21 protein-coding genes are annotated in these 22,709 nt (G+C 63.7%); 6 read left to right on the top strand and 15 right to left on the bottom strand.

Annotated elements, in window-relative coordinates:
• Positions 1 to 67 precede the first annotated feature (67 nt).
• Positions 68 to 337: a hypothetical protein gene (locus OG874_RS10820; protein WP_330257713.1), complete on the bottom strand. Its 270-nt coding sequence runs from the start codon at positions 335 to 337 to the stop codon at positions 68 to 70.
• Here OG874_RS10820 and OG874_RS10815 point away from each other — a divergent pair.
• Positions 242 to 898: an acyl-CoA thioesterase gene (locus OG874_RS10815; protein WP_330257249.1), complete on the top strand. Its 657-nt coding sequence runs from the start codon at positions 242 to 244 to the stop codon at positions 896 to 898. The genes OG874_RS10820 and OG874_RS10815 overlap by 96 nt on opposite strands.
• A gap of 98 nt (positions 899 to 996) precedes the next feature.
• Here the strand turns inward: OG874_RS10815 and OG874_RS10810 are convergent, their stop codons facing one another.
• A complete protein-coding gene (locus OG874_RS10810; protein WP_330254987.1) occupies positions 997 to 1,443 on the bottom strand; it encodes a hypothetical protein in 447 nt (148 codons plus the stop codon).
• Between the two features lie 931 nt (positions 1,444 to 2,374).
• Here OG874_RS10810 and OG874_RS10805 point away from each other — a divergent pair.
• The 3 genes from OG874_RS10805 (at position 2,375) to OG874_RS10795 (ending at position 4,997) form a co-directional block, all read left to right on the top strand.
• A complete protein-coding gene (locus OG874_RS10805) occupies positions 2,375 to 3,175 on the top strand; it encodes an alpha/beta fold hydrolase (protein WP_330254986.1) in 801 nt (266 codons plus the stop codon).
• The gene (locus tag OG874_RS10800) at positions 3,153 to 3,863 is read left to right on the top strand and encodes a TetR/AcrR family transcriptional regulator (RefSeq protein ID WP_330254985.1); all 711 of its coding nucleotides are present in this window, start codon (positions 3,153 to 3,155) and stop codon (positions 3,861 to 3,863) included. The genes OG874_RS10805 and OG874_RS10800 overlap by 23 nt, the downstream gene beginning before the upstream one ends.
• 339 nt (positions 3,864 to 4,202) lie before the next feature.
• Positions 4,203 to 4,997, top strand: a complete 795-nt coding sequence (locus OG874_RS10795) for an SDR family NAD(P)-dependent oxidoreductase (RefSeq protein WP_330254984.1) — start codon at positions 4,203 to 4,205, stop codon at positions 4,995 to 4,997.
• Between the two features lie 138 nt (positions 4,998 to 5,135).
• Here OG874_RS10795 and OG874_RS10790 read toward each other — a convergent pair whose 3' ends face one another.
• The 8 genes from OG874_RS10790 to OG874_RS10755 all read right to left on the bottom strand — a co-directional run bounded on the left by OG874_RS10790 (position 5,136) and on the right by OG874_RS10755 (position 14,056).
• The gene (locus OG874_RS10790; protein WP_330254983.1) at positions 5,136 to 5,786 is read right to left on the bottom strand and encodes a TetR/AcrR family transcriptional regulator; all 651 of its coding nucleotides are present in this window, start codon (positions 5,784 to 5,786) and stop codon (positions 5,136 to 5,138) included.
• 408 nt (positions 5,787 to 6,194) lie between these two features.
• Positions 6,195 to 7,037 carry a hypothetical protein gene (locus OG874_RS10785; protein ID WP_330254982.1) on the bottom strand — a complete coding sequence of 281 codons (843 nt, stop codon included), beginning with the start codon at positions 7,035 to 7,037 and terminating at the stop codon, positions 6,195 to 6,197.
• A 46-nt stretch (positions 7,038 to 7,083) separates the two neighbouring features.
• Entirely contained in the window at positions 7,084 to 7,911 is an 828-nt protein-coding gene (locus OG874_RS10780) for a hypothetical protein (protein WP_330254981.1), read from the bottom strand.
• Between the two features lie 44 nt (positions 7,912 to 7,955).
• Complete coding sequence (locus tag OG874_RS10775; RefSeq protein ID WP_330254980.1) at positions 7,956 to 8,780, bottom strand: hypothetical protein; 825 nt, start codon at positions 8,778 to 8,780, stop codon at positions 7,956 to 7,958.
• Positions 8,777 to 9,913, bottom strand: a complete 1,137-nt coding sequence (locus OG874_RS10770) for an oxygenase MpaB family protein (protein WP_330254979.1) — start codon at positions 9,911 to 9,913, stop codon at positions 8,777 to 8,779. The genes OG874_RS10775 and OG874_RS10770 overlap by 4 nt, the downstream gene beginning before the upstream one ends.
• Positions 9,910 to 11,460, bottom strand: a complete 1,551-nt coding sequence (locus OG874_RS10765) for an aldehyde dehydrogenase family protein (protein WP_330254978.1) — start codon at positions 11,458 to 11,460, stop codon at positions 9,910 to 9,912. The genes OG874_RS10770 and OG874_RS10765 overlap by 4 nt, the downstream gene beginning before the upstream one ends.
• Entirely contained in the window at positions 11,427 to 12,245 is an 819-nt protein-coding gene (locus OG874_RS10760; RefSeq protein ID WP_330254977.1) for an alpha/beta fold hydrolase, read from the bottom strand. Before OG874_RS10760 ends, OG874_RS10765 begins: the two co-directional genes overlap by 34 nt.
• The gene (locus tag OG874_RS10755) at positions 12,242 to 14,056 is read right to left on the bottom strand and encodes an AMP-dependent synthetase/ligase (protein ID WP_330254976.1); all 1,815 of its coding nucleotides are present in this window, start codon (positions 14,054 to 14,056) and stop codon (positions 12,242 to 12,244) included. The genes OG874_RS10760 and OG874_RS10755 overlap by 4 nt, the downstream gene beginning before the upstream one ends.
• A gap of 83 nt (positions 14,057 to 14,139) precedes the next feature.
• Here OG874_RS10755 and OG874_RS10750 point away from each other — a divergent pair, with 83 nt between their 5' ends.
• Together OG874_RS10750 and OG874_RS10745 are read left to right on the top strand one after the other, a co-directional pair.
• Entirely contained in the window at positions 14,140 to 15,108 is a 969-nt protein-coding gene (locus OG874_RS10750; RefSeq protein ID WP_330254975.1) for an Lrp/AsnC family transcriptional regulator, read from the top strand.
• Positions 15,109 to 15,263: 155 nt separating this feature from the next.
• On the top strand, positions 15,264 to 15,887 hold the full coding sequence (locus OG874_RS10745; protein WP_330254974.1) for a TetR/AcrR family transcriptional regulator: 624 nt from the start codon (positions 15,264 to 15,266) through the stop codon (positions 15,885 to 15,887).
• 96 nt (positions 15,888 to 15,983) lie between these two features.
• Here OG874_RS10745 and OG874_RS10740 read toward each other — a convergent pair whose 3' ends face one another.
• The 5 genes from OG874_RS10740 to OG874_RS10720 form a co-directional block, all read right to left on the bottom strand.
• Positions 15,984 to 18,146, bottom strand: a complete 2,163-nt coding sequence (locus OG874_RS10740; RefSeq protein WP_330254973.1) for a 3-hydroxyacyl-CoA dehydrogenase NAD-binding domain-containing protein — start codon at positions 18,144 to 18,146, stop codon at positions 15,984 to 15,986.
• 38 nt (positions 18,147 to 18,184) lie between these two features.
• Complete coding sequence (locus OG874_RS10735) at positions 18,185 to 19,399, bottom strand: acetyl-CoA C-acetyltransferase (protein ID WP_330254972.1); 1,215 nt, start codon at positions 19,397 to 19,399, stop codon at positions 18,185 to 18,187.
• Positions 19,400 to 19,430: 31 nt separating this feature from the next.
• Positions 19,431 to 20,606, bottom strand: a complete 1,176-nt coding sequence (locus OG874_RS10730) for an acyl-CoA dehydrogenase family protein (RefSeq protein ID WP_330254971.1) — start codon at positions 20,604 to 20,606, stop codon at positions 19,431 to 19,433.
• 147 nt (positions 20,607 to 20,753) lie between these two features.
• Positions 20,754 to 21,005, bottom strand: a complete 252-nt coding sequence (locus OG874_RS10725; protein WP_330254970.1) for a hypothetical protein — start codon at positions 21,003 to 21,005, stop codon at positions 20,754 to 20,756.
• Between the two features lie 144 nt (positions 21,006 to 21,149).
• Positions 21,150 to 22,700 carry a flavin-containing monooxygenase gene (locus OG874_RS10720; protein ID WP_330254969.1) on the bottom strand — a complete coding sequence of 517 codons (1,551 nt, stop codon included), beginning with the start codon at positions 22,698 to 22,700 and terminating at the stop codon, positions 21,150 to 21,152.
• Positions 22,701 to 22,709 lie beyond the last annotated feature (9 nt).

Genomic DNA, 22,709 nt, shown 5'->3' with positions numbered 1-22,709 from the left:
TCTCATCTCGACAGAGGAACACCCACCGATGCCCGACCTTTGGATCGATTTGCTGTCCTGCCTCGAGCTACGTCCTCGACTGTGGGCGCCGGGGTCTGACGCTGATGAGGGCGGACGCCGACGGGGGGAACCCGGCGATCGACGAAACACGCTCGCCGTCTTCGAAGGATCCAACCAGCACCTGGAGTACCACCGATTGTTCGGTGGCCAAATCCTCGCGCAGTTCGTTCGCACCGCGCAGTTGGCCTGCCGCGACAAGTCCGTCCAATCCGTACACGTAATTTTCGCCCGAGAGGGCAAGACCGACGAGCTCGTCCGATACATAGTTCAGCGCCATCACGAGGGTCGGTCATTCGCGACGCTCGCGATCGTTGCCCGGCAGCGCTGCGGAGTGGTGGCCACAGCCTCGGTCTCGATGCACTCCATCGAGGAGGGGTTCGAGCACCAGACTGTTCCTGATATTCCTCCTGTCCTGCCCGCGGAGCATCGCGTGGATCTCCAGGTGATTCCCTGGGAAACCCGCTCGACTGCCGACCTCAACGACCGTGCCGCACAACCGCCCGATTACGACCTCTGGATGCGCACACCAGAAGTCGACACGGCACTTGCGCCGGCACTCTCGGCGTACGCCACCGATCTGAGTCTCATCGGTACTGCCCTACGCCCCGTCGAAGGATTGAGCCAGCGAGCCGAGGGTTCGACGTTCACCTCCGCCACCATCTCCCACACTTTGTGGTTCCATCGCCCCTTCAGTACCGACAAATGGCTCCTCCTGCGCCACCACAGTCCGCTCATCGCCCACGGTCGTTGCTTCGGTCGCGGCGATATCTATACCGAAGACGGCACACTGGTCGCATCATTCGCCCAGGAGGGACTTCTGCGCTTCGAGGCGACGTGAGCAGTGGACCGCACAGGCGCCGCGGCCACTTCCGGATCGAGCATCGGGCAGCTCGGCCGAGGTCATCGGGGCTCAGCCACAAGTTCAACCGCCACAGTTCAACCAAGTGCGAATGCCCCAGCACTGCCGAACTTTTCGACCATGCCGATCGTATCGACTTGCCCGGCGGCCACGGTTAGAGCTTGGGCTTTGAACGCCTGAGCTGCGGCACTCAGTCGATGCTGCGTCATTTCCGGCCCGCTGTCGATACTGTTGGGCCATTTGTCGCCCCACAGCACTACTTCGGTCCTGCCCTCATCGAGGATCCCGTTCAGCTCTTGCCGAATCCGGAGGTCTACCGCGTACAAACTTGCCGCGACCGCGATTGCTCGCGGCCTCGGCGAACGTACCGACGAAGACAACGCGGTGTGGCGGTCGACGGCGCCGACCCCCAGGATTTGAAGTGGCCGGGTATCGACGAGATCAGGAACCAAGACCGTGGCGTCCCAGCCAGCCAGTATGTGGTCGAAAAGCCATCCTCCCGCATATTGGACCACCTCGACCATATTCGGGGCCACCACGACCAGCCGAGGTCTCAGTAATTGTTGCCGTCGCGCGTTGCCCGCCGACGGCACTGGGTTAGCGCGTTCCTCGATGCAATCGATGGATCGAGCAGCCATGATGTCTCCATACTCTCGAAAATGTCATTCGTTTTGTGAGATCGGCGGCGGAGCCGAGACAGCTCCGAGCATTCGGGTGAGACAGTCGACGGTGGCACCACACGCCTGGATCCTCGAGGATCCAGGCGGTGGCGGAGCCGATCCCGGAGGCGGCACCAATGACCACCGCGCGGTCAGCACGACCCAGTACGTCTTCCATCTCACGCTTCCCACGAGAAGCCACCTACACCATCAAGATATCTCACCTTACGTGACATGTTTAGTCGATTCTAATTATTTGCACGTACGTCTATCCACTAGCAGCAGCGCCGCAGGTAAAATCATGCCCTGCGGTGTCTGGTGTCGAGAGAGACTTGCGCGAGACGGACGTATCAGCGCGGTGGATATCCAGCGGACTCCGGCAGCATCTTCGCCTGTGGCCTCGGCCGCGTCGGACTTCACCGCACGGACGTCCGGCCGCGGCGCGGCGCCTCCCGGGCGAATGCGGTGACGCACTGAACCGTTGCCCGCCTCCTGCGCCCTCCTTGTTCGCAAGCGGCGGCGCGGAGACCGACGCGGCGACGATGAGGTCAGCCGACAGGTCGACCAGCTTCGCACTCGATCGACACCTCCAGACCCAGCCACGATGAGCCGAGCACTCAGATGAAGTGCCGTACGTTACAGATATCGCCAGTCACCCTATCGTCCATATAGAATGCACTGATCACATCAAGAGAATTGGACTACCCAAACCCATCGAGCAGTCCACTCGAGACGGCAAGCCGACCAGTGGAGATTGATCTATGAGAGGAGTCGCGGTGCTACCCGTGGGTATATCATGAATGAGAAGGCGAGTTCTTCACAGGCGTTGAGCTATGAGCACGATGGACTAACCCTCGGATACTCATTGGTCGGAGGTGGGGAGCCGGTGTTGTTCGTGCACGGCGCTACCGGCACCGGCGAGTTCGAATGGGGCAAGCTGGCTGCTCGACTGTCGCATCGGTTTCGCTGCGTCCTGCCGGATCTGCGCGGTCACGGCCGGTCTGAATTCCGACGATCCGGCTACACGGGCACTGCGGTATGTGCCGACCTGCGCCGACTGATCGAGCATCTGAACCTTGATCAGCCTCATATCGTCGGGTTCTCATATGGCTCGGAGATATCCCTGATGCTCGAGCTCGCTGAACCAGGTACCGCTCGGTCGCTGGTGCTGGTAAGCCCGGGGACCGGACGGGCGCCCGACCATCGCCTGCCGAGCGTCGGCTATCTGCATCGCATCTGGCCGACCACATTGCAACGACTCCACGACGCGCACCACAGCCCCGAACACTGGCGTTCACTCGTCGCCACATTGGCCGAAGATTCCTCGACACGATCGGAGTTGCCGGCGGATGTCTTGGCGGGTGTCGGGTGTCCGGTCCTGCTGCTCGCCGGCGAGCGCGACGATCAGTTGAGGCGTAGCCAAGCAGCGACGTTCGCACAGGTGAATCCACGCGCGCGATACGTCGAAATCGAGGGAGCCGCGCACGCGGCTCATCTAGAAAGCCCCGCGAGGATCGTCCAAGTCGTCGGCGACTTCCTTGCCGAGGTCGACGTCGAGAGAAGGAGCGGACGCCATGACACGACAAAAGTCGGATGAATCGAAGGTGAAGGATGCGCAGCAGCAGCCGGATACCTATGAGCCCGTCTGGCAGCAGCGCAGTGTCGAACGGTCGTTGCAGAACGCCAAGGTGCGCGCCAAGGAACGCAGCGACAAGTTCGTCGGGGCTGCCGTGGAACTTCTCGCCGAACGCGACGAGAGCGAGGTGACGATCCAAGACGTGGTCGACCGCTCCACGATGTCGCTTCGCACCTACTACTCGTTCTTCGACAGCAGGGACAGCCTGCTGCTGGCGACCTACGAGACCATCCTCAGCCAGACGGCCATGCCGATGTTGCGCGAGCGTTGTGAACAAGTCGAGGATCCGGTGGAGCGGGTCAAGGCGTTGATGCAAGGGATGCTGGAGCTGGGACTTGCGCCGGGCAAGCTGTCCCGAGCGCTGAGCAAACTCCATCTGCGACTAGCCGAGGCCCGGCCGAACGATCTCAAACACGCCCTGGGACCGCTGCGCGCCTGCATCGTGGAGTTGTTGCAAGGCGTGGAGGCGGCGGGTCGACTCCGTGACGACCTCGATCTCGATACCCAGGCAGCGCTCTTGCAGGAACTGATGCTCGCCACCACCCATTCCACGGTCCTCGGCGGTGGTTCGCCGACCAGCGCGGAAGATCTATGGGCCTTTTGTTCGGCCGCAATCCTGCGTCCTGCTCGCAAACGACCTTCCAGCTAGAAGTAGGCACCGATACACACCGCACAAGATCGCGGTCGCCATGGCGACCGCGATCTTGTGCGTTCAGGTCATAGCGTCGGCGATCTGTCGTCTCGTCGTCAGTGAAGCTTGCGTGGTGTTGCACGCACAACTCGGATCAATAGCAATCCGGCGGCAGAGACCGTCGTTTGGCCACCTCGTCGGAAACATGTGACCGATGCTAACCAACTAAGATATCACTCTGATAGAGTCCACTACACCTGAAACGAGAGCGACACTCTACTTGGTAGATATGTCGCATACTTAGAAGGAAGACGTGGACGTGAGGGCCAACAACAGCACAGCGGAGGACCGGCGGTAATGGACCTCGGATTCGCCGACGCGACCGTGGTCGTCGTAGGTGGCACACGCGGTATCGGGTATGCCACAGCTCTCTGCCTGGCCCGCGAGGGTTGTCGAGTCGGTGTCGTAGGACGGGACGAAGACCGACTCGCCCGAACGGCCCGAACTCTCGCGGCCGCCGGTAGTCCCGACGTGCTCGAGCTCGCCGCCGATACGACCTCCGATGTCGATGTCACCGAAGTATTCGACCAGGTTCGGGCACGCTGGGGCAGCCTCAATGCCCTGATCAACACGGTGGGCCCGGCCGGCGCCGGACGCCTGGAGAACCTGACGGACGAGGCATGGTCGGCCGCGTTCGATCAAGGCGTGATCGCCGCGGTGCGCTGCGCCCGATCGGCGCTACCGCTGCTGCGCGACGCGGAATGGGCCCGCATAGTGCATGTCACCGCCATGTCTGTACAGCACCAGTCGCCCGGGCTGATCAGCTACACGGCGGCGAAGAGCGCACTACTCAGCCTGACCAAGAACTTGTCCCGCACTCTCGCGGCCGATGGCATCCTGGTCAATGCTGTCGCGCCGGGGCCCATCCTCACCGATTGGGCACGTCCGATACTCACGTCGGCCGGTATCGGCATGCAGGATCCGGTGACGGCCTACCAGCTGCTGGAGAAGGCGCACGAGATGTCGGTCGACCTGGGCCGGTTCGGGCTGCCCGAGGAAGTCGCCACCGTCATCGCCTTCTGCGCCTCGCGCGTGAACAGTTTTATGACCGGCGCTCATCTGAATGTCGACGGAGGTAGCGACTTCCTCTGAGCCGCTTCATCGACGGCGAGACACCAACCTCGGCCTCGATGGATTCATCGAGATGATGTCGCGGGGAGATTGCCGCAGCTTCGAACTATGCAGAAACAGCAGTGCCGAATGCACAATCACATTCGGCACTGTTCGGATTCACGCTCCCCCGCGACGCTTCCGGGGAGGGCTGAGAATCGCCGATGAACAAAATGTCCACAGATCGTCCGCGCTTGTGTGCGGCAGACCGGCCAACACCGTGAAGTGCGTCGTGGACAGCAGCAGTTCTTGCAGCAACGCAGCCTGCGTGTCGAGCCCGACATCGTCACGCAATCGCTCGGCAGCCGCCACCTCGGTCAACAGCTCGACGATGAACAAGTGCAGCGGTTCCAAGGCTTGGCGCAAGTCGTCCGGACGAGTCTCGGCCAGCCGCAGGTGGAAGACGCTCAGCGCACGCGACAACCGGCTCGGCACCGAGGCGAGCTCAACCATCCCGTACAGCAACGCCTTCGTCCGCAGCACCGGATCCTTTTCGCGGTCGCAGCGCTCCCGCAACAAAGGCATAGCCGTTCGCCTGAGGATGGTCTCGTACACGGCAAGCATCAGACTGACCTTGCCGTCGAAATACGAATAGAACGTACCCAACGACATCGCCGAACGCTCGACGACATCTTGGATGGTGAAATCGCTCTCGTCGCGCTCGCTGAGCAAATCGATCGCGGCCGCGACGAAACGATCATGACGGTCCTGGACGCGCACGCGAACGTTCTTGAGCGATCGTTCGATACTGCGCTGCTGCCAGTCGGGCATATTCAGGTCCGGCCGTCCGCCATCGGGCGTCGGCTCACCTGACTTCGGTTGCGCTATGGGCGTCCGCTCCTTCTCCAGAGGTCGACTTCAGCCAGAAGCCGCCTTCCTTCTCGAACAAGTATGTCGATACCAAGCGCGTCGGCACAGAACGCATGTCATTAGATGACGGTTCTTGTTGTACGCTCTTACCATTCTACCATGTAAGAAAATCAAGTTTCCTCGCAACGATCCGTCAGCGCACGGACGCCATGTCCCCGTCAACGCTCATCGACACTGCAAGGCGTCGACACACTGCGTCGCGCCCCGCCGAGGAGACGAACCTCCGACCGCAGTCGAATCCTATTTGCGCTCAGCATGTTTCATTCGACGGCAGCTGATTGATGCCGGTTCGAACTCGTCCCGGTCCGGTTACGGGCGTGGCTGCTCGAGGTGCCCGAGCTGAACACCGTGATGAGTCGCGCGGTCAAGGGCCGACGCCGTGGCGGTCTGCCAGAACTGTGTCAGCTTCACGATGCCGACGTTGGCCACCGCGATGAACACGAACAGCGCCGCGACTGCCAAGTAACGCATCAGCGGTGACGCGGGGGTGTACAACGCGAGGTACAGGGGCAAACCCACGCCGGCGAACATCATCGGCAGAGTCATCAGCGGAATGAAGAACCCTGCCGAGAGCCGCTTCCACCCCTGCAGCGGAAAAGCCAACGCGTACAGGAGAAACCCACCCGCCAGCGGTACGCAGGCCATAGCGGCGACACCACCGAAAAACTTCAACGGTGAGCCGCCGTAATACTCCCAACTCTTGACAAAGGTGTTCACGAACTCGGTGAAGGCAACGCTGACAACACCCGCGATCGACACGGCATACAGTCGGCGCGCCGACCACCCAGTCGCCATCCCACGCGCGATGACATAGGGCAGCAAGCCGACCCACGGGATATATCCGATGACCAGGAACAGCGGGATCCGCCGCCCGAATGCGGTGAACGCCATCACGTTGTTGTCGGCGTACACGATCTTTCCGAGCACGTCGAAGATCGGTTCGTTGAGCCCGCACACCACCGCGCCCACACAACACACGATAGGCAGCCAGTCGCGCCGCGCCGCAGCCCAATAGCCCGCCAGCGCCACTGCGCCGAACGCCGCCCCGCCGAAGAACACCAACATGACGGCTGGTGGCATCGGCGAGACCACTGTTGGCTCGTCGAACACAGACGCGGCGCTGATCCTCATCAGCGACTGTGCAGTGCCCATTGAGTTTGTCCTCGATTGGCGTCGGTAGGTGGCATGGGAGGCGTGCTCAGCGCGACGCGCCGAAGACAACCTGACGAAGGGGCGCCGGCACCGAAGGATCGCCGCCGAGACTGGTTGGATGTACTGATTCGCGCCAGCGTTGAGCCAGGTATGTCGCCGCGGCCGCCACTGCGGCACACATGCCGAGCATCGCTGCAGACGCCAGCCAGTCGAGGGCCGCAGGCAGATCCGCGTAGAGCGCGAAATACCCTGGCCAAGACGTCGCCGCATAGCCGATCGGCAGGATCATCAGAGTTATTACGAATCCAACGACAATGCGCCGCCAGCCGCGCAGAGGACTGGCCAACGCGTAGAGCAGGAAGCCGCCGACCATCGGATAGGTCACCGCTTGGGGCGCGACGCCGAGGTATTTCATGGGGGCTTCACCGTAATAAGTCCACAGATGCAAAGAGTTCCCGAAGATTTCGACGCAGGCCACGGACACGAACAGGATGGCCGCCGCGACGTGCAGCCGCCGCCGCGCCACCCCGGCCTCCATCGCTTTGTAGACCAGGTAGGGGGCCAACCCAACCCACGGTAGATAGCCGATGACCAGAAACCACGGGATGGCTCTGCCGAAAGCGTGGTAGGCCATGGGATTGTCTTCGGCGTAGACGATCTTGCCCAAGATGTCATAGATCGGCTCGTTCAACGCCGCAACAACACCGGCCGCACAGCCGGCGAAGGGGAGCAGATCACGGTGTGCGACTGCCACCCGCACCGCTATCGCCAGAGCTGCCGCCAGCAGGAATACGAAGATTCCCAGTACGATTCGTGGGTCGATGTCCGCGACCAACGGCGGCGGCGCCGGCAATCCCGAATCGGCAAGATTCATTGCTGCTCTCCTTCTGCAGGCGTGACGATGAAGATCGATGGTGTTCAGGCGCCGAGGCTCACATCGTCGGTATGCGGGTGCGGTTGGCCATGTGCGGGTGCCTGCGCCCGTGCTGCTAGTTCGGAGTTGACGAACGCGGTCAGGCCCAGCGACATGGCGATGGCGTAGAAGGCGGCCAGATATGCCGACCACTGGGGGGCATTGGAGTGCAGTGCCAACCACACCGGCCATGCGCAGGTGGCGTGGGTGGCGCCGAAGGCCGTGGCAGGCACCACCAGGAATCCCAGTCGTCGCCAGCCGTTCAGACGGGGCTCCAGTGTCAGGACGAGCCAGACACCGGCCACGGCGGCAGCAGCGTTGACAAAGGCCCACCATAGCGGGAAGCCGAGCAGCTTCAGTGGCGAGAAGTCGTAGTAGAGGCCGACATCGAGTACACCAACCCCGAGATATTCGACGAACACGTCCATCACGAACACCGCCGTGAACACCCTGTACACGGACAGTCCCTTGCGCACCAGCGACGACGCGATATACACCGCGCCACCCCAGAACAGGGAATAACCCATCAGCAGGAACGCGGGCTGGGGTACACCCATACCTTCGTAGAGGACCCACGGATTGTCTTTGGCGTACCAGACCTTGCCCAGCGTGTCCACGGCTGGTTCCAATCCCATGGAGATGATCCCGCCGGCCAACATCACCAAGGGCAGCGCGTTACGCTGCCGCACGACATAGACCAGGCACCACACGACCGAGATCAGAAATGCGATACCCACGACGACGGTGTATGCCCACGCCGAGTTCGACGCCGTGACCCATTCCGGTCGCGGGCCCAAAGCGGTCAGCGATAACGGTGTCTGTTCGGTCATAACCACGAACCTGTCTCGGCCTGCCCGCGTTCGATACCGAGGGCATACTTCTCCGTCGATCCCGGCCAATTGGCCACCAGGTCGGGCACTTCTACCACGAAGGCGGCCGCATCCGGCACCTGGAAGCGCGCCACGCGGGTCCGGCCGCCGCGCGCGGCGTCGGCCTCGAGGGCACGCCGGAAGATTCCCGCAGTGTGCGCCTTGATGAAAGCGTCGAACGCGAGAAGTCCCCGCTCACTCCGGAACCAGGCTGACAACAGGTGCAGCGACAACCGCACCGCGGCCTTGGATCCGAGTTTCGGGCGGCGGTTGATGGAGACCAGCTCACGTTCCTCCCACGACATGGTGAGCATGGCCATGTCGGCGACCGCGCGGGCGGCGAACATCGCCGCCTTGCGCTGGAAGAACGGCAGGTCGCCGATAACAGTGCCCGCCGGGTATTCGCTGATTCCGAACGGGGACAAGGTCTCCCGGGCCTGCAGGCCGGTCGCGAACCGATTGCGGGCGTGTGCGATGTAATCGATCATCGCGCCGTAGGTCGAGGGCAGGTGGTCGGGCTGCACGCCGAGCAGCGCTGCCGGCACCTTCTGCTCCAGGACGAACTGGTCGCGCCGCACACTGGTCAACTCGCCGTGCAGTTCCTCGTAGGCCGCCAGGAAGGAAGCCGTCAGCATCGCCGAGGTGAGGCCGAGTTCGTATTCCGAATGCGCTCGGTACGGAAGCAGAGCCAGCGGCTCGACCCCGACGATCTGCGTGTGCCTGCGGCGGACCATCTGGCTGACGCGCTCGGCGTCCTGTTTGCTGCCGTAGGTGGCACCATAGGTGTAGATGGCCACGTGACGGAACCGCTCAACCGGGTCGTCCCCGAAGCTGTCGTGGTCCACGGCAGCCGCCGCGAACGCCGGATGCAGCGTCAGCAGGATCGCTTCCCGCAGCAGGCCCACCACGAAGACGGTCGGATCCTTCATGACCTGCCACGAGACCGACCCGGGTCCCAGCGCCCAGTCGACATCCTCGTCGTTCTTGCGTTTCACGGACTCCGACTTCGCCGGGCGCACGGTCGCCGTCGCCTCGGCCGATTCCGGGAGGTCGACAGAGTCCGGCGTCGTTGAGGTGTTGGTCTCCATGGTCATGCCTTTCCTTCGTACATCTCTGGCTCGGACCGGCGATGTGCCGACAGCACAGCGAAAGGGCGATACAAACGCAATTTATCATCCATATCATATTTCATCAATAATTTGCGCAGCACTGATAGGTATGTAAAACGCATAACCCAGGCTGGCATCGTGGTCGACCCAGACTCCCCGCCGATGACGCAGCGGGGTAGAGCGAACTCGAGCGGCCCCGGAGACAGTTCCTGGGATCTCGGAAGCCCACGATTCACCACCACACACTCGGCTACGAGACGCTCGGCGAGCGCGGTACCGTGCCGCACTGAGGAAACGGTCGCGCTGGATACTGATCGGTCGCGATTCACCAGGTGAGCGGCCTCGTCGACATCCGGTACGGTCCGAACGGTGAGCACCGGCCCGGGAGTCCGCTCCGTGAGCAAAAGGCTCTCGTCCGCAGGGTCGACCAGCACGATCGGGTCGACGAAAGGCGGTCGCACCGAACCGTATCCACCGATCAACGCTGTCGCGCCCAGGACCAGCGCGTTGTCGATATGACGCCCGACGATCTCGATGGCGCGTGCAGTCTTCATTGCGCGGGACACCGCCGGGCCACCGCGGTCTCGCTCCAGCGTGGTCCGTAGTTCTTCGAGGAATCGCGCACGCGCCGATGCGACGACATAGACCACTTCGATCCGGTACTCGGCCCTGCCGAACGCCCCGTGGACCGCGGCGTCGACGGCTCCTGCCATGTCGGCGTCGTCGGCGATGATCATCGCGCCCCTGCCACTACGAGAAATATGCACCGGTACAACGTTTTCCGCGCACAATGCGAGTACCCTGCGGGCATTCACAAGCGAACCGAGGAATGCCACCCGATCGAGGCCGGACCGACACAGCGCCGCACCCGTTCGGCCGTCCCCGTACACGATCGACAGCACATTGAGGTATGCGGCCGAGTTGGCCACTCGAAAGGCGTCGACCAGGAATTTCCCGACGGCCGTTGCGAATTCGCTGGGTTTGAACACCACCGTGTTGCCCGCAGCGAGTGCATCAGCGATCACACCGACGGTGGTCCACAGCGGGTCATTCCAGGAACCGAGAGCGCCGACGACGCCATAGGGCCGATATGTCACGGTCGTATCGAGCTCGCGCGGCGACGGGGCAGCTATCCTGTGACGCCGGAGAATGCGCTCGGCATGACGGGCGCTGGCGCGGATACGCTCCAGCGCCGCAAGCACTTCCGGATGGCACTCGTGCTCCGGTATGCCGAGTTCGCGGTGCAGCAGGACCGCGAGCTCTTTGGCGTCCGCGGCCAGCCGGTCCGCCCAGCGCATCAGGCATCTCCCGCGCTCGCGGGTGGTGGCGGGCGCCCACCACGGGGTCGCGTCCCGCGCCAATTCCACTATTTCATCGACCGACGCCTCGTCGTCGACGACGTATTCGCCGAGCCACTCCCCCGTTGCCGGATCGAACGAGCGGAGGACTTTCCCGTCGATCGGATCCGGCACGGCGCCCTCTCGAACGGCTCGTCCGGTCAGCTCCAACGGTCGAGCACCAGCAATCGGCACGATGCCGGGTCCTCGGATACGCAGGCGTGCCCGATACCCGCCAGGCGGAGGTGCCGTGCCCGCGGTAGTGCCGCACGGGCCCTGCCTGCTTGCGACCACGCGGGCAGCAACCGGTCGCGGCTTCCCCACACGATGGTTACCGGGATATCGGCGAGCCGACCCGCGTCGGTGAAAACGTAGTCCCCGAAGCTATCGCACACCGGATCGAATCCGAGCCCAGTGCGGAAGACCTCGGCATCGTCGATGACCTGCTGGGGCGCAAGGGCTTTCGGCCTGCCGTAGAAAAGCGCCGCAGCGGCGAAGCGGCCCACCGGCGTGACGGCCAGCGCAGGCAGTACCCGTCGCAGCGTTCGACTCGCCGCATGCGACCTGCGCAGCGCGCACTGCGCCCACACCGCACCGGAGGCACCCCAGAATCCGATCGGGGCGAACGCCACCACCGACCGCGCAACACCGCGGCGACCCAACTCGAGCGCTATGGCACCGCCGAACGAGTCGCCCGCCATATGGGGCGATTCGATACCCAGTTCGGTCAGCAATCGCAACAGCTGGTCGGCATATCCGTCGACCGACACGGTGATGTCGCCGAGTGGGGACAGCCCGAATCCGGGAAGATCCACCGCCACGATCTCGCGATGCTGGGCGACATCCATCACCGCGCCGTGCCACGCGCGCCGGTCACTGCCGATTCCGTGGATCAGCAGCAGTGGCTCTCCGGCACCCATGCGGGTGTACGCGATGCCCGAGGAGCTCATTCGATGGTCGATCCGAATCGACACGCTCACCTGCCCAGATCAGCCGAGCGCCGTCCCCTGACCTGCTCGGTCGAGGCGTAGAGCTCCTCGATCTCGGCCGCATACCGCATATCGATCGGTCGGCGGCGCAGTTTGAGGGTGTGTGTCAGGACATCGGAGCCGGGCTCCCAGAAGGTGGGCAGGATGCGGAACTTCTTGATCTGCTCGGTCCGGTTCAGCGTGGTGTTGCCGCTCTCGACCGCTCCTGCGACGATCGCCCGCACCTGCTCGTCTTGCGCCAAAACCGTTGGATCGAAAGTGATCCCACGCGCGGCGGCGTACTGAGCGGCCGCGTCCTGATCGAGCACGACCAGCGCCACGTTGTACTGCCGGTTGTTGCCAATAGCTACGACCTGGCCGATGAGCGGGCTGCTCGCCTTGACCGCCTTCTCGATATTCGCCGGCGACATGTTCTTGCCGTAGGCGTTGATGATCAGTTCCTTCTTGCGGTCGATGATGCGCACATAGCCGTCGGCATCGATGGTGCCGATATCGCCGGTGTGCAGCCAGCCGTCGGAATCGATCGTCTCGGCTGTGACGTCCGGGCGGCCGAGGTATCCCTTCATGACGATGGGACCCCGCACCAGCAGCTCTCCGTCCTCGGCCGCGGTGATGTCCACGCCCGGAAGCGCTTTGCCGATGGTGCCGACCCGCAGGCCGCCCTCGGGCGTCATGGTCGCGAAACAGCTCAGCTCCGACATGCCCCAGACATCTACGAGCGGAACGCCGATGGCATTGAAGAAGACGATGAGGTCCTCGGGAACCGGGGCAGCTCCGGTCTGCACGAACCGGGCGCGTGCCAGGCCCAGCTTGGCCCGGATCGGCGCGAAGACCTTCTCGTCGAGCAACTGGTAGGTCTGCTCCTGCTCGTCGGATACGCTGCCCACCTGCTTGTTTCGCACATACTGCTCGCCCATTGTGATGGCCGCGCGGACCCGCGCCCGCTTATCCGCATCGGGTTCGGCGTTGATCATCGCCTCGATACCGGCGCGAATCTTCGTCCACAGCTGGGGCACCGCGCCGAACAGGGTCGGCTGTACCTCGACCAGCGCGGGCAGCAGCTGGGTACGGTCGGCGACGGTCGTCACCTGAACGCCGACATAGGCATTGAGGTAGTGGCACCCGTAGCGGTCGGCGATATGCGCCGAGGGCAGGAAAGAAACCACCGAATCACCGAGCTTCGCATGCATGATCGAATTGGTGGCCGACAGTTCGGCGAGCATGTTCGCGTGTGAAATCTGCACGCCCTTGGGATCACCGGTGGTTCCGGAGGTGTAGATGACGGTCAGCACGTCGTCGGGTCCGACGGCCTGCCAGGCGGCATCGAAGTCGAAGTCCGCGGACTGCGTCGATGCGAGGCGGTCCAGGCTCGAGGTATTCGGCGGATTGCCGTCGACGCAGATCATGTGCTCGATGCTGGTACCCGGCGCGGCCTTCTCCAGTACGGAGACGAACTGCTCCTCGCAGACGACGACGCGAGGCTTCGCGCTGTTCAACAGGAATGCGATCTGTTCCGGGGAGGAGGTGTTGTAGATCGAGAACGGAACAGCACCGAGGTGGTACGCGGCCGTATCCACGAAATGGAATTCCGGCCGATTGGTCATCATCAGAGCGACCGCGTCACCGCGCCCCACCCCCAGCGCGGCGAGTCCACCAGCAATCGTGCGTACCCGTTCGGCGTACTTCCGCCAGCTGATCTCGAGCTCGCCCCCGAGTGTCCGCAGCGCGATGGCATCCGGGTGCAGCTGCGAGGTCACCTGGAAGGCTTCCGCGAGTGTCCAGGGTGCGTAGGTGTCGGACATGTTGATTCTCCTGATCGGTTACCGGAGTTGTGCGCGAGTCGCACCAGGGTTTAATACGCATAGTGTTGTTACGATGCATACTTATGTCAAGTATGCGTATCATCGCCGAGTCGGTAGCGCTCGACGATCTAGATCGGGCGTTGGTCGCGCGCCTGCGGCTCGATGGGCGCGAGAGCAGCAGATCGCTCGCGACCGCCCTGCACGTCAACGAGGTGACAGTCGCCGGCCGCCTGCGCCGGATGGAGGACTCGGCGATCATGCGGGTGGTCGCCGTGACCGATATGCGACTGTTCGGCCATCGCGAATTCGCGATCGCGCTGGTACGGGTGACCGGACGGCCGATCCACGATGTCGCGGCCGAGCTGGCGGAACTCCCGGAGACCGTATCGGTGACGATCTGCACCGGACGTTGCGACATCATCGTTCCGGTCCTCGGCCGCGATCGAGGCCATATCGGAGAGCTGTTCGATACGGTGCTGAGCGGGATCGACGGCGTCGACGACGTGCACGGAAGCCTGGCGCTGGACGTATTGAAGTACGACTCGGCATGGACACTGCTGGCGGCGGATCCGGGCACCACACCCGAGACTCAGCCGAGTGACACGGTCGATGCCGTCGACCTCGATATCATTCGCATGCTCCAACTCACCGCCCGACGCAGCAATCGCAGCATCGCGGCCGAACTCGGTGTCTCCGAGGGCACGGTGCGTAGCCGCATCAAACGCATGCTCGCCGAACGGGTTTTTCGGATCCAGGCGGTGTCCGATGTGGTGGCCTTCGGCTTGGGGGCGCACGCGTTCGTCGGCATCAGGACGAACACGGGCACTGCCGACGCGGTCGCCGCGGCACTGGCCGCCCGCGACGATATCGCCCAATTGACCCGCGTCCTGGGCGATTTCGACCTGATCGCCGTCCTGGTCGCACCCGATCGCGAAGCGCTGGTAACCGCAATCCTGCACGAGATCTCGCAACTGCCCGGTGTGCGGAACACCGAGACCTTCGACACCTGCGCGACGTTGAAGCACACGTACGCATGGACCTGGGTCGTCTGACCTGGATGTGGTTGACCGCTCGTCAGCTACACAACGGTGCCGGGCCACAACGTCGATTCCGAATATCGTCAGATCCCAGGTAAAATACCTGAATCGCGGACGATCGAATGTTCTCCGATGTCAACAACCGCCGCGATCCGAGTAAGGAGTAACGGATGGCCGACGGCGGGACCCCGCAACAGCGTATGGGCGCGCTGGAACGTCGAGAACAAATTCTCGCGGTGGCCGCCAAACACTTCGAGAAGCGACCGTACAGCGAAGTGTCCACAGCGGAAATCGCCAAGGACGCCGGTGTTGCTCGGCCGTTGATCAACCACTACTTCGGCACCAAACGCGACCTCTATCTCGAGGTACTGCGACGACTGTCCCATGTGCCGCCCTATGTTCCGGCGGCGGCGGTGCGCGGAATACCCGCGGACGCGCTCGAGGACCGCATCCGCGCGAGTGTCGACCACTGGCTGAACGTCACCTGGAAGCACCGCTCGATCTGGACATCCACCATCGGGATCGATACGCCCAGCCGCGACCGCGAGATCGAACGGATTCTGCAGCAGGCCGACGAGATCGCCGCCGACCGCATGCTCGAGGCGCTCGGTCTGGCCGAACACGAGGACTACAAGCGCCTGCACGCCATGGTGCTCGTCTACGGTGGACTCGCGAAAGCCGCTGGGCGCCAATGGCTTGTACACCAATCGCTCACCCGCGAGGAGGTCATGGCGCTGCTCTCGCAAACGCTGCTGACCATCGTCCGCGACGTGGCTCCGTCCTTCCGATCCTGACCGGGCACACCCCGCCCGAGGGGCGGGGTGTCGTCGGCCTCTGCACGGTGGCGACGACGGAGCTCCAGGAGCGAAATCGCCACTACGAAAAAGGATCTATTCGAACGTCTCGCCCGCCGCGGCCTTCGCGACGAGGCTATCCGGCGGCACGAACCGGGAGCCGTACTTGTCGGCGAGCTCGTTCGCGCGAGCAACGAAACCGGCCACGCCGCCGGAGTACCCGTTGATGTACTGGATGGCGCCACCGGTCCAGGCCGGAAATCCGATGCCCAGGATTGATCCGATATTGGCATCGGCGACAGAACGCAGGACGCCCTCGTCGAAGCACTTCACCGTATCGATGGCCTCGGCGAAGAGCATGCGCTCCTTCATGTCCTCGAACGGGATTTCGTTGCCGGGCTTGGTAAAGTGCTCGGCCAGCCCCGCCCAGAGACCGGTCCGCCTGCCGTCGACATAGTCGTAGAAACCGCCTCCGGTGGAGCGGCCCTTGCGGTCGAATTCGTCGATGAGACGGTCGACCACCGCCTCCGAACCGTGCCCAGGCCACTGCTTGCCCGCCGTGATCTCGGCGGCCTTGGTCTCCTCGCGGATCTTGCGTGGCAGGGTCAGCGTGAGCTCGTCGTTGAGCTGCAGCGGGGGTGCGGGGTATCCGGCCTGCAGTCCGGCCTGTTCGATCGACGCCGGTGCGATGCCCTCGCCCACCATGGCGATGGCCTCGTCCAGGAATTTGCCAATGACGCGGCTGGTGAAGAAGCCGCGGCTGTCGTTGGCCACGATCGGCGTCTTGCGGATCTGCTGGGCGAAGTCCATGGCTTTGGCAAGGGTCGCGTCATCGGTCCGCTCCCCGACGATGATCTCGAGCAGGTTCATCTTGTCGACCGGCGAGAAGAAGTGCAGTCCGATGAAATCGGCGGGGCGAGTGACGCTTTCGGCGAGTCCGGTGATGGGCAGGGTGGAGGTGTTGGAGCCGAGCACGGCGTCCGCGGCGACCACCGGCTCGATCTCGGCGAATACCTTCGCCTTCAGGCCCGGTTCCTCGAAGACCGCTTCGATCACCAGGTCGGCGCCCGCGGCCAGCTCGACGTCGGCGGTCGCAGTGATCTTCGCGAGCAGTTCTTCGCCCACTTCCCGGGTCATCGTGGCCTTGGCAATCGCCTTGTCCACGAGCTTGACCGAGTAGTTCTTGCCGCGTTCGGCGGCTTCGAGGCTGACATCGCGCAGGATGACCTCGATACCAGCCTTGGCGCAGACGTGCGCGATACCCGCGCCCATCATGCCCGCACCCAGGACGACGACCTTCTCCACCTTGTGTACTGGATATCCGGCAGGCCGGGAGCCACCGGAGTTGATCTGCTGCATATCGAAGAAGAAGGCCTGGATCATGTTCTTCGCGACCTGACCCGTGACCAACTCGGTCAGATACCGCGATTCGATAGTCGACGCGGTGTCGAAGTCGACCTGCGATCCTTCGACCGCCGCGGACAGGATCGCCACGGGCGCAGGGAGATTCGCGCCCTTGATCTGCTTACGCACGGTGGCGGGCAGCGCCGGGAGGTTGGCGGCGAAGGACGGGGTGGCCGGGGTGCCGGCGGGGATCTTGTATCCCTTGACATCCCATGGCTGCCCGGCTTCCGGATTGGCCTTGATATAGTCGGTGGCCTTGACCAGCAGTTCCGCACTGGTCTCCGCGAGCTCGTCTACCAATCCGAGCTCGAGCGCCCGGGCTGGGTTGTAGCGCTGACCTTGCAGCAGCACCGCGGTCAGAGCCTGCTGGATGCCGAACATACGCACAGTCCGGGTCAGCCCACCGCCGCCGGGCAGCAGACCCAGCCCCACCTCGGGCAGACCGATCTGAGTTCCCTTGGCGTTCAACGCCACTCGATGGTGACAGGCGAGCGCGATCTCGAGCCCGCCGCCGAGCGCCGCGCCGTTGACGGCGGCCACGACCGGCTTGCTCAGCTTCTCGAGGCGGCGCAGGTCGGCCTTGATCTTCTCGGTGGTGGCGAAGAATTCGGCCGCCTGCTCGTCGGTGACGGCGAGCAGGTCATTGAGGTCGCCACCGGCGAAGAACGTCTTCTTGGCCGAGGTCAGCACGACGCCGGTGATCGAATCCCGTTCGGCCTCCAGACGATCCACCGTCGCGCCCATCGAATCGATGTACGCCTGGTTCATGGTGTTGGCCGACTGATTCGGGTCATCGATGGTCAGCACCACGATGCCGTCGCCGCCGGACTCCCAACGGATGATGTTTTCGCTCATTTACTGTCATTCCTTCTGCTGCTGAGAGATTCGCCGGTTCAGACGCGCTCGATGAGGGTGGCCACACCCATACCGCCGCCGATGCACAGGGTGATCACCGCGCGGCGTGCACCCCGGCGCTCCAGCTCGTCGACCATGGTTCCGGTGATCATGGCGCCGGTGGCTCCGAGCGGGTGCCCCATCGCGATGGCGCCGCCGTTGACATTGAGCTTCTCATCCGGAATCCCGAGGTCCTTCTGGTACTTGAGGACCACCGCCGCGAACGCCTCATTGATCTCGAACAGGTCGATGTCATCGACCGTCAGCCCCACGTGGCCGAGCAGCTTGTGGGTGGCCGGCGTCGGCCCGGTGAGCATGATGGTCGAATCCGCGCCGGAGGTGGCGGTGGCAACGACCCGAGCGCGAGGAGTCAGACCAAGGTCCGTGCCGACCTGCTCGGTGCCGACGAGCACCAGGGCCGAACCGTCCACGATGCCGGACGAATTCGCGGCGGTATGCACATGCTCGATGCACTCGACGTAGTGGTACTTCTGCAGTGCCACGGCATCGAATCCGCCTGCGGCGCCTGCGGTCGCGAACGAGGCCGGGAGCTTGCCAAGGCCCTCCACAGTCGATTCCGGACGCATGTGCTCGTCACGATCGAGAATCGGCACACCGTTCTGATCCACCACGGGCACAACGGACTTCGCGAAGTAACCGCCGGCCCATGCCTTGGCGGCCAACTCCTGCGAGCGCACCGCGTAGCGGTCGACGTCCTCGCGGCTGAAGCCCTCCATGGTGGCGATAAGATCCGCGCCAATGCCCTGCGGCACGAAGTAGGTGGCGAAGTTGGTGGCCGGGTCCAGCGCCCACGGGCCGCCGTCGGATCCCATCGGAACCCGCGACATGGATTCGACGCCACCGGCGAGAACGAGTTTGTCGAACCCGGCACGCACCTTCTGGGCAGCCATATTGACGGCTTCGAGCCCCGACCCGCAGAAGCGGTTGAGCTGCACGCCGGCGACAGTGTCCGGCAGACCGGCGGCGAGCGCCGCGGTGCGGGCGATGCATGCACCCTGATCACCAAGTGGCGATACGACACCGAGCACGATGTCGTCGATCGCGGCCGGATCGAGTCCCGGATGGCGCTCGCGGAGCTTGTCGATGAGCCCGACAACAAGCGAGATCGGCTTGACGCCGTGCAGCGAGCCACTGGCCTTGCCTCGCCCACGCGGGGTGCGGATGGCCTCGTAGATGAATGCTTCGGTGCTCACGATGAGCGGATCCTTCCTGGATGTGCACGAATCAGAGCGTGCGCGCGATGAGTTCCTTCATGATTTCGTTGGCGCCGGCGTAAATACGCTGGATGCGCGCATCTGCGTGCAGTCGGCCGATCTGGTATTCGAGGGTGTAGCCGTACCCGCCGAACAGCTGCAGACACCGATCGATAACCGCGCACTGCTGATCGGTGAGCCAGTACTTGGCCATCGCCGCTGTCGTGGCATCGAGCTCCCCGCGCAGGTGCCGCACGATGCAGCCATCGAGAAAGTCGCGGCCGATGCGCGCGATCGTCGCGCATTCCGCCAGTTCGAAACGGGTGTTCTGCAACTCGAACAGCGGCTTGCCGAACGCCTTGCGCTCCTTGGTGTAATCGACGCACAGCCGCACCGCCTGCTCGGTCGCGGCGACCGCAGAAACCGAGCAGAGCAGGCGTTCCTGTGCCAACTGGGTCATCAGCTGAGCGAAGCCCTGGCCCTGCGCGGTACCGAGCAGGTTCGCGGCAGGCACGCGCAGGCCATCGAAGAACAGCTCGGTGGTGTCCTGGCTCTTCTGACCGAGCTTTTCGATGATCTTGCCGCGGGTGAAACCCGGGGTGTCGTCGCCGACCTCGGCCACCAGCAGCGAAACACCGGCCGCCCGGGCGGTGGGGTCGGTCTTGGCCGCGATGATCACCAAATCGCAGTTGTACCCGTTGGAGATGAAGGTTTTGGCGCCGGAGATGACATACTCGTCGCCTTCGCGCACCGCACGGGTCGTGATGTTCTGCAGGTCCGAGCCGGTGCCCGGCTCGGTCATGGCGATAGCGGCGACCCACTCACCACTGGCAAGCTTGGGCAGCCACCGGAGTTTCTGCTCCTGCCCCGCGTAGGCCAGCAGATAGTGCGGCACGATCGAGGAGTGCACGCCCAGGTGCATGGACCCGGCACTCGCCTTCGCCTGTTCAGTGAACAGCACCGCGTCGTGTGCGAATGTCCCACCGCCACCGCCGTATTCGGTGGGTATCGACATGCACAGCAGGCCGAGTTCCCCGGCGCGCCGGAAGAGTTCACGATCCGGATGCCCCTGTTTCGCGAACCGCGGCTCGTGCGGAACGACCTCCTTCTCGAAGAACATCCGCGCCAGGTCGGCGACGGCGTCCAACTCCTCCACCATCCACGGCGATTTCAGTGCGGTGCCCGCGACGGCGCCTCCCGCGACCATATTGACCTCCCGTAAGCAGAAAAGAACCCGTTCTAGCGGGCCATAGCCCTCATCATCACATTATTGTTGACGGTATGTCAATTACGGATCCGACGGGAACAATCCTGCCGACAGGAGGCCGACATACGGTTGAACCGGACTACTCGATTACAGGCTCCGCCTCGGTGCAGACCGATGGCGCACGGCGAGATTCGCCGCCCGAGGTACGGTGCCCGCATCGTCGACCAGCAGTTCGAGTGCCGGTGTCAATTCGTCGTCCTCGTCCAGCAGCGAACCGATGGGCATGATGCCCGCGTTGTCGACGAGGGCATCTACCGCCCCGAGCTCGCTGGTGACCCGAAGCAGGAAGGCGCGCAACGATTCCGGGTCCGAGACATCCAGTTGCGAGAAGCACGACAACCCGAGATCCGTTGCGGCGGTAGGACAGGCACACGATATTGAGCTTGTTCGGTGTCCCGATGGGTGATGCCGTTGATAGCCACCACGCGCCACGAGGGGTCCCGAATGACACCGGCGCGTGTGCCATCCGGTTATCGACATCGGTCATGTCGGGTCCGCGACGAGCCTGTCGGGCGGCGACGTCGAGGCTTCGGCGTCGAGGCTCCGTGCGGTCCCATACACGTATTTGGTGGGGTCGAACCGGCGTGTCATTCGCGCATAGGTGATGTGCGACAGCGGCCACATGGCGGTGACCTTGCCCTCGGCATTGGTGTACCAGCCCGGGCAGGTATCGGTGAACACCGTCTCGCCCAGCTTCTGCTGCAACCACACCTGGAATCGCGCCTGTTCGGATGGCAAGAGATCGAACCAGCCGCCGCCGACCTGGACGACCTGCTCCAGACTCCGTCGCATGTACTCGGCCTGACGTTCGAGCAGGAACACGATGGAGTTGGTGATGCTGTTGGTGTTGGGCCCGAACATCATGAACATATTGGGGAACCCGGCTACCGACAGACCGAGGTAGGCCTCCGCGCCGTGCTGCCACAGCTGGTGCAGATCCGCACCATCGCGTCCGGTGATCCGGATCGGGGCGAGGAATTCACTGGCCTTGAAGCCGGTGCACCAGACGATCACATCGCCGGGCACATGGTGTCCGTCCGCGGTGACGATGCCGTCCGCCACGACCTGCTCAACGGCGGAGCCGTGCAGCCGCACATGGTCTCGGGCCAGCGCTGGATACCAATCATTGGACAGCAGAAGGCGATTGCACATCATGGTGTAGTCCGGTGTGGCCGCGCGGATGGCCTCCGGATCGTTCAGGTGCTTGCGGATGACCCGCTTGTAATACCATTCGGAGGCGATCCGAATCGGCTTGGCCCGCCGCGACACCAGCGGCCAGCGGGATTCATAGGCCAGGAACATCACGTCGTGGTGCAGCTTGCGCATGAGCGGGAATCGGGTCAGTATCGCGCGGGCTATCGGCCCGTGGACGCGCTTACTCTTCCGGATGACCCAGTTCGGGGAGCGCTGAATCACAGCGAGTTCCGCGACCTGATCGACAATGGCCGGCACGATCTGGATCGCGCTCGCACCGCTGCCGACGATGATGACCTTCTTACCGGTCAGGTCCACGGAGTGATCCCATTCGGCCGAATGGAAGGAGGGACCCCGGAAGTCACCGAGGCCCTTGACATTCGGCATCTTGGGACGGCTCAGCTGACCGGTCGCCATGACGACAGCATCGACGACGACCGTTTCACCGGTATTCAGCTCGACTCGCCACTTTCCGGCCACCTCGTCGAAAGCGGTCGCGGTGACCTCGGTACTGAAGCGGATACGTGGGTAGACACCGGATTCCCGGGCGACCCGTTCGAGGTACTTCTGAATCTCCCCCTGCTTGCCGAACAAGGCCGACCAGTCCGGCTTGAGTGCATAGGAGAACGAGTAGATCACCGAGGGCACGTCACACGCGGCTCCGGGATAACGATTGTCGCGCCACACACCGCCCACCGAGTCGGCCCGCTCGAACACGACGAAATCGGTGAATCCACTGCGCTTCAGTTCGATCGCGGCGGCCAGCCCGCCGAAACCACTGCCGACGATCGCCACAGACAGGCCCTGCGCGCTACCCCGATGTAGAGCTTTCCCAAACATTCGACCAGC

The organism is Nocardia sp. NBC_00565, from assembly GCF_036345915.1.
Lineage (GTDB): Bacteria > Actinomycetota > Actinomycetes > Mycobacteriales > Mycobacteriaceae > Nocardia.
The sequence above is the reverse complement of the archived record's forward strand: the minus strand, read 5'-3'. Positions and strand labels throughout refer to the sequence as shown.

Bases quoted from the DNA above. Each gene is read 5' to 3' on its own strand.
- OG874_RS10820 (WP_330257713.1), bottom strand. From the start codon at position 337: ATGGCGCTGAACTATGTATCGGACGAGCTCGTCGGTCTTGCCCTCTCG.
- OG874_RS10810 (WP_330254987.1), bottom strand. From the start codon at position 1,443: ATGGTCGAGGTGGTCCAATATGCGGGAGGATGGCTTTTCGACCACATA.
- OG874_RS10805 (WP_330254986.1), top strand. From the start codon at position 2,375: ATGAATGAGAAGGCGAGTTCTTCACAGGCGTTGAGCTATGAGCACGAT.
- OG874_RS10800 (WP_330254985.1), top strand. From the start codon at position 3,153: ATGACACGACAAAAGTCGGATGAATCGAAGGTGAAGGATGCGCAGCAG.
- OG874_RS10795 (WP_330254984.1), top strand. From the start codon at position 4,203: ATGGACCTCGGATTCGCCGACGCGACCGTGGTCGTCGTAGGTGGCACA.
- OG874_RS10790 (WP_330254983.1), bottom strand. From the start codon at position 5,786: ATGCCCGACTGGCAGCAGCGCAGTATCGAACGATCGCTCAAGAACGTT.
- OG874_RS10785 (WP_330254982.1), bottom strand. From the start codon at position 7,037: ATGGGCACTGCACAGTCGCTGATGAGGATCAGCGCCGCGTCTGTGTTC.
- OG874_RS10780 (WP_330254981.1), bottom strand. From the start codon at position 7,911: ATGAATCTTGCCGATTCGGGATTGCCGGCGCCGCCGCCGTTGGTCGCG.
- OG874_RS10775 (WP_330254980.1), bottom strand. From the start codon at position 8,780: ATGACCGAACAGACACCGTTATCGCTGACCGCTTTGGGCCCGCGACCG.
- OG874_RS10770 (WP_330254979.1), bottom strand. From the start codon at position 9,913: ATGACCATGGAGACCAACACCTCAACGACGCCGGACTCTGTCGACCTC.
- OG874_RS10755 (WP_330254976.1), bottom strand. From the start codon at position 14,056: ATGTCCGACACCTACGCACCCTGGACACTCGCGGAAGCCTTCCAGGTG.
- OG874_RS10750 (WP_330254975.1), top strand. From the start codon at position 14,140: ATGTCAAGTATGCGTATCATCGCCGAGTCGGTAGCGCTCGACGATCTA.
- OG874_RS10745 (WP_330254974.1), top strand. From the start codon at position 15,264: ATGGCCGACGGCGGGACCCCGCAACAGCGTATGGGCGCGCTGGAACGT.
- OG874_RS10740 (WP_330254973.1), bottom strand. From the start codon at position 18,146: ATGAGCGAAAACATCATCCGTTGGGAGTCCGGCGGCGACGGCATCGTG.
- OG874_RS10730 (WP_330254971.1), bottom strand. From the start codon at position 20,606: ATGGTCGCGGGAGGCGCCGTCGCGGGCACCGCACTGAAATCGCCGTGG.
- OG874_RS10720 (WP_330254969.1), bottom strand. From the start codon at position 22,700: ATGTTTGGGAAAGCTCTACATCGGGGTAGCGCGCAGGGCCTGTCTGTG.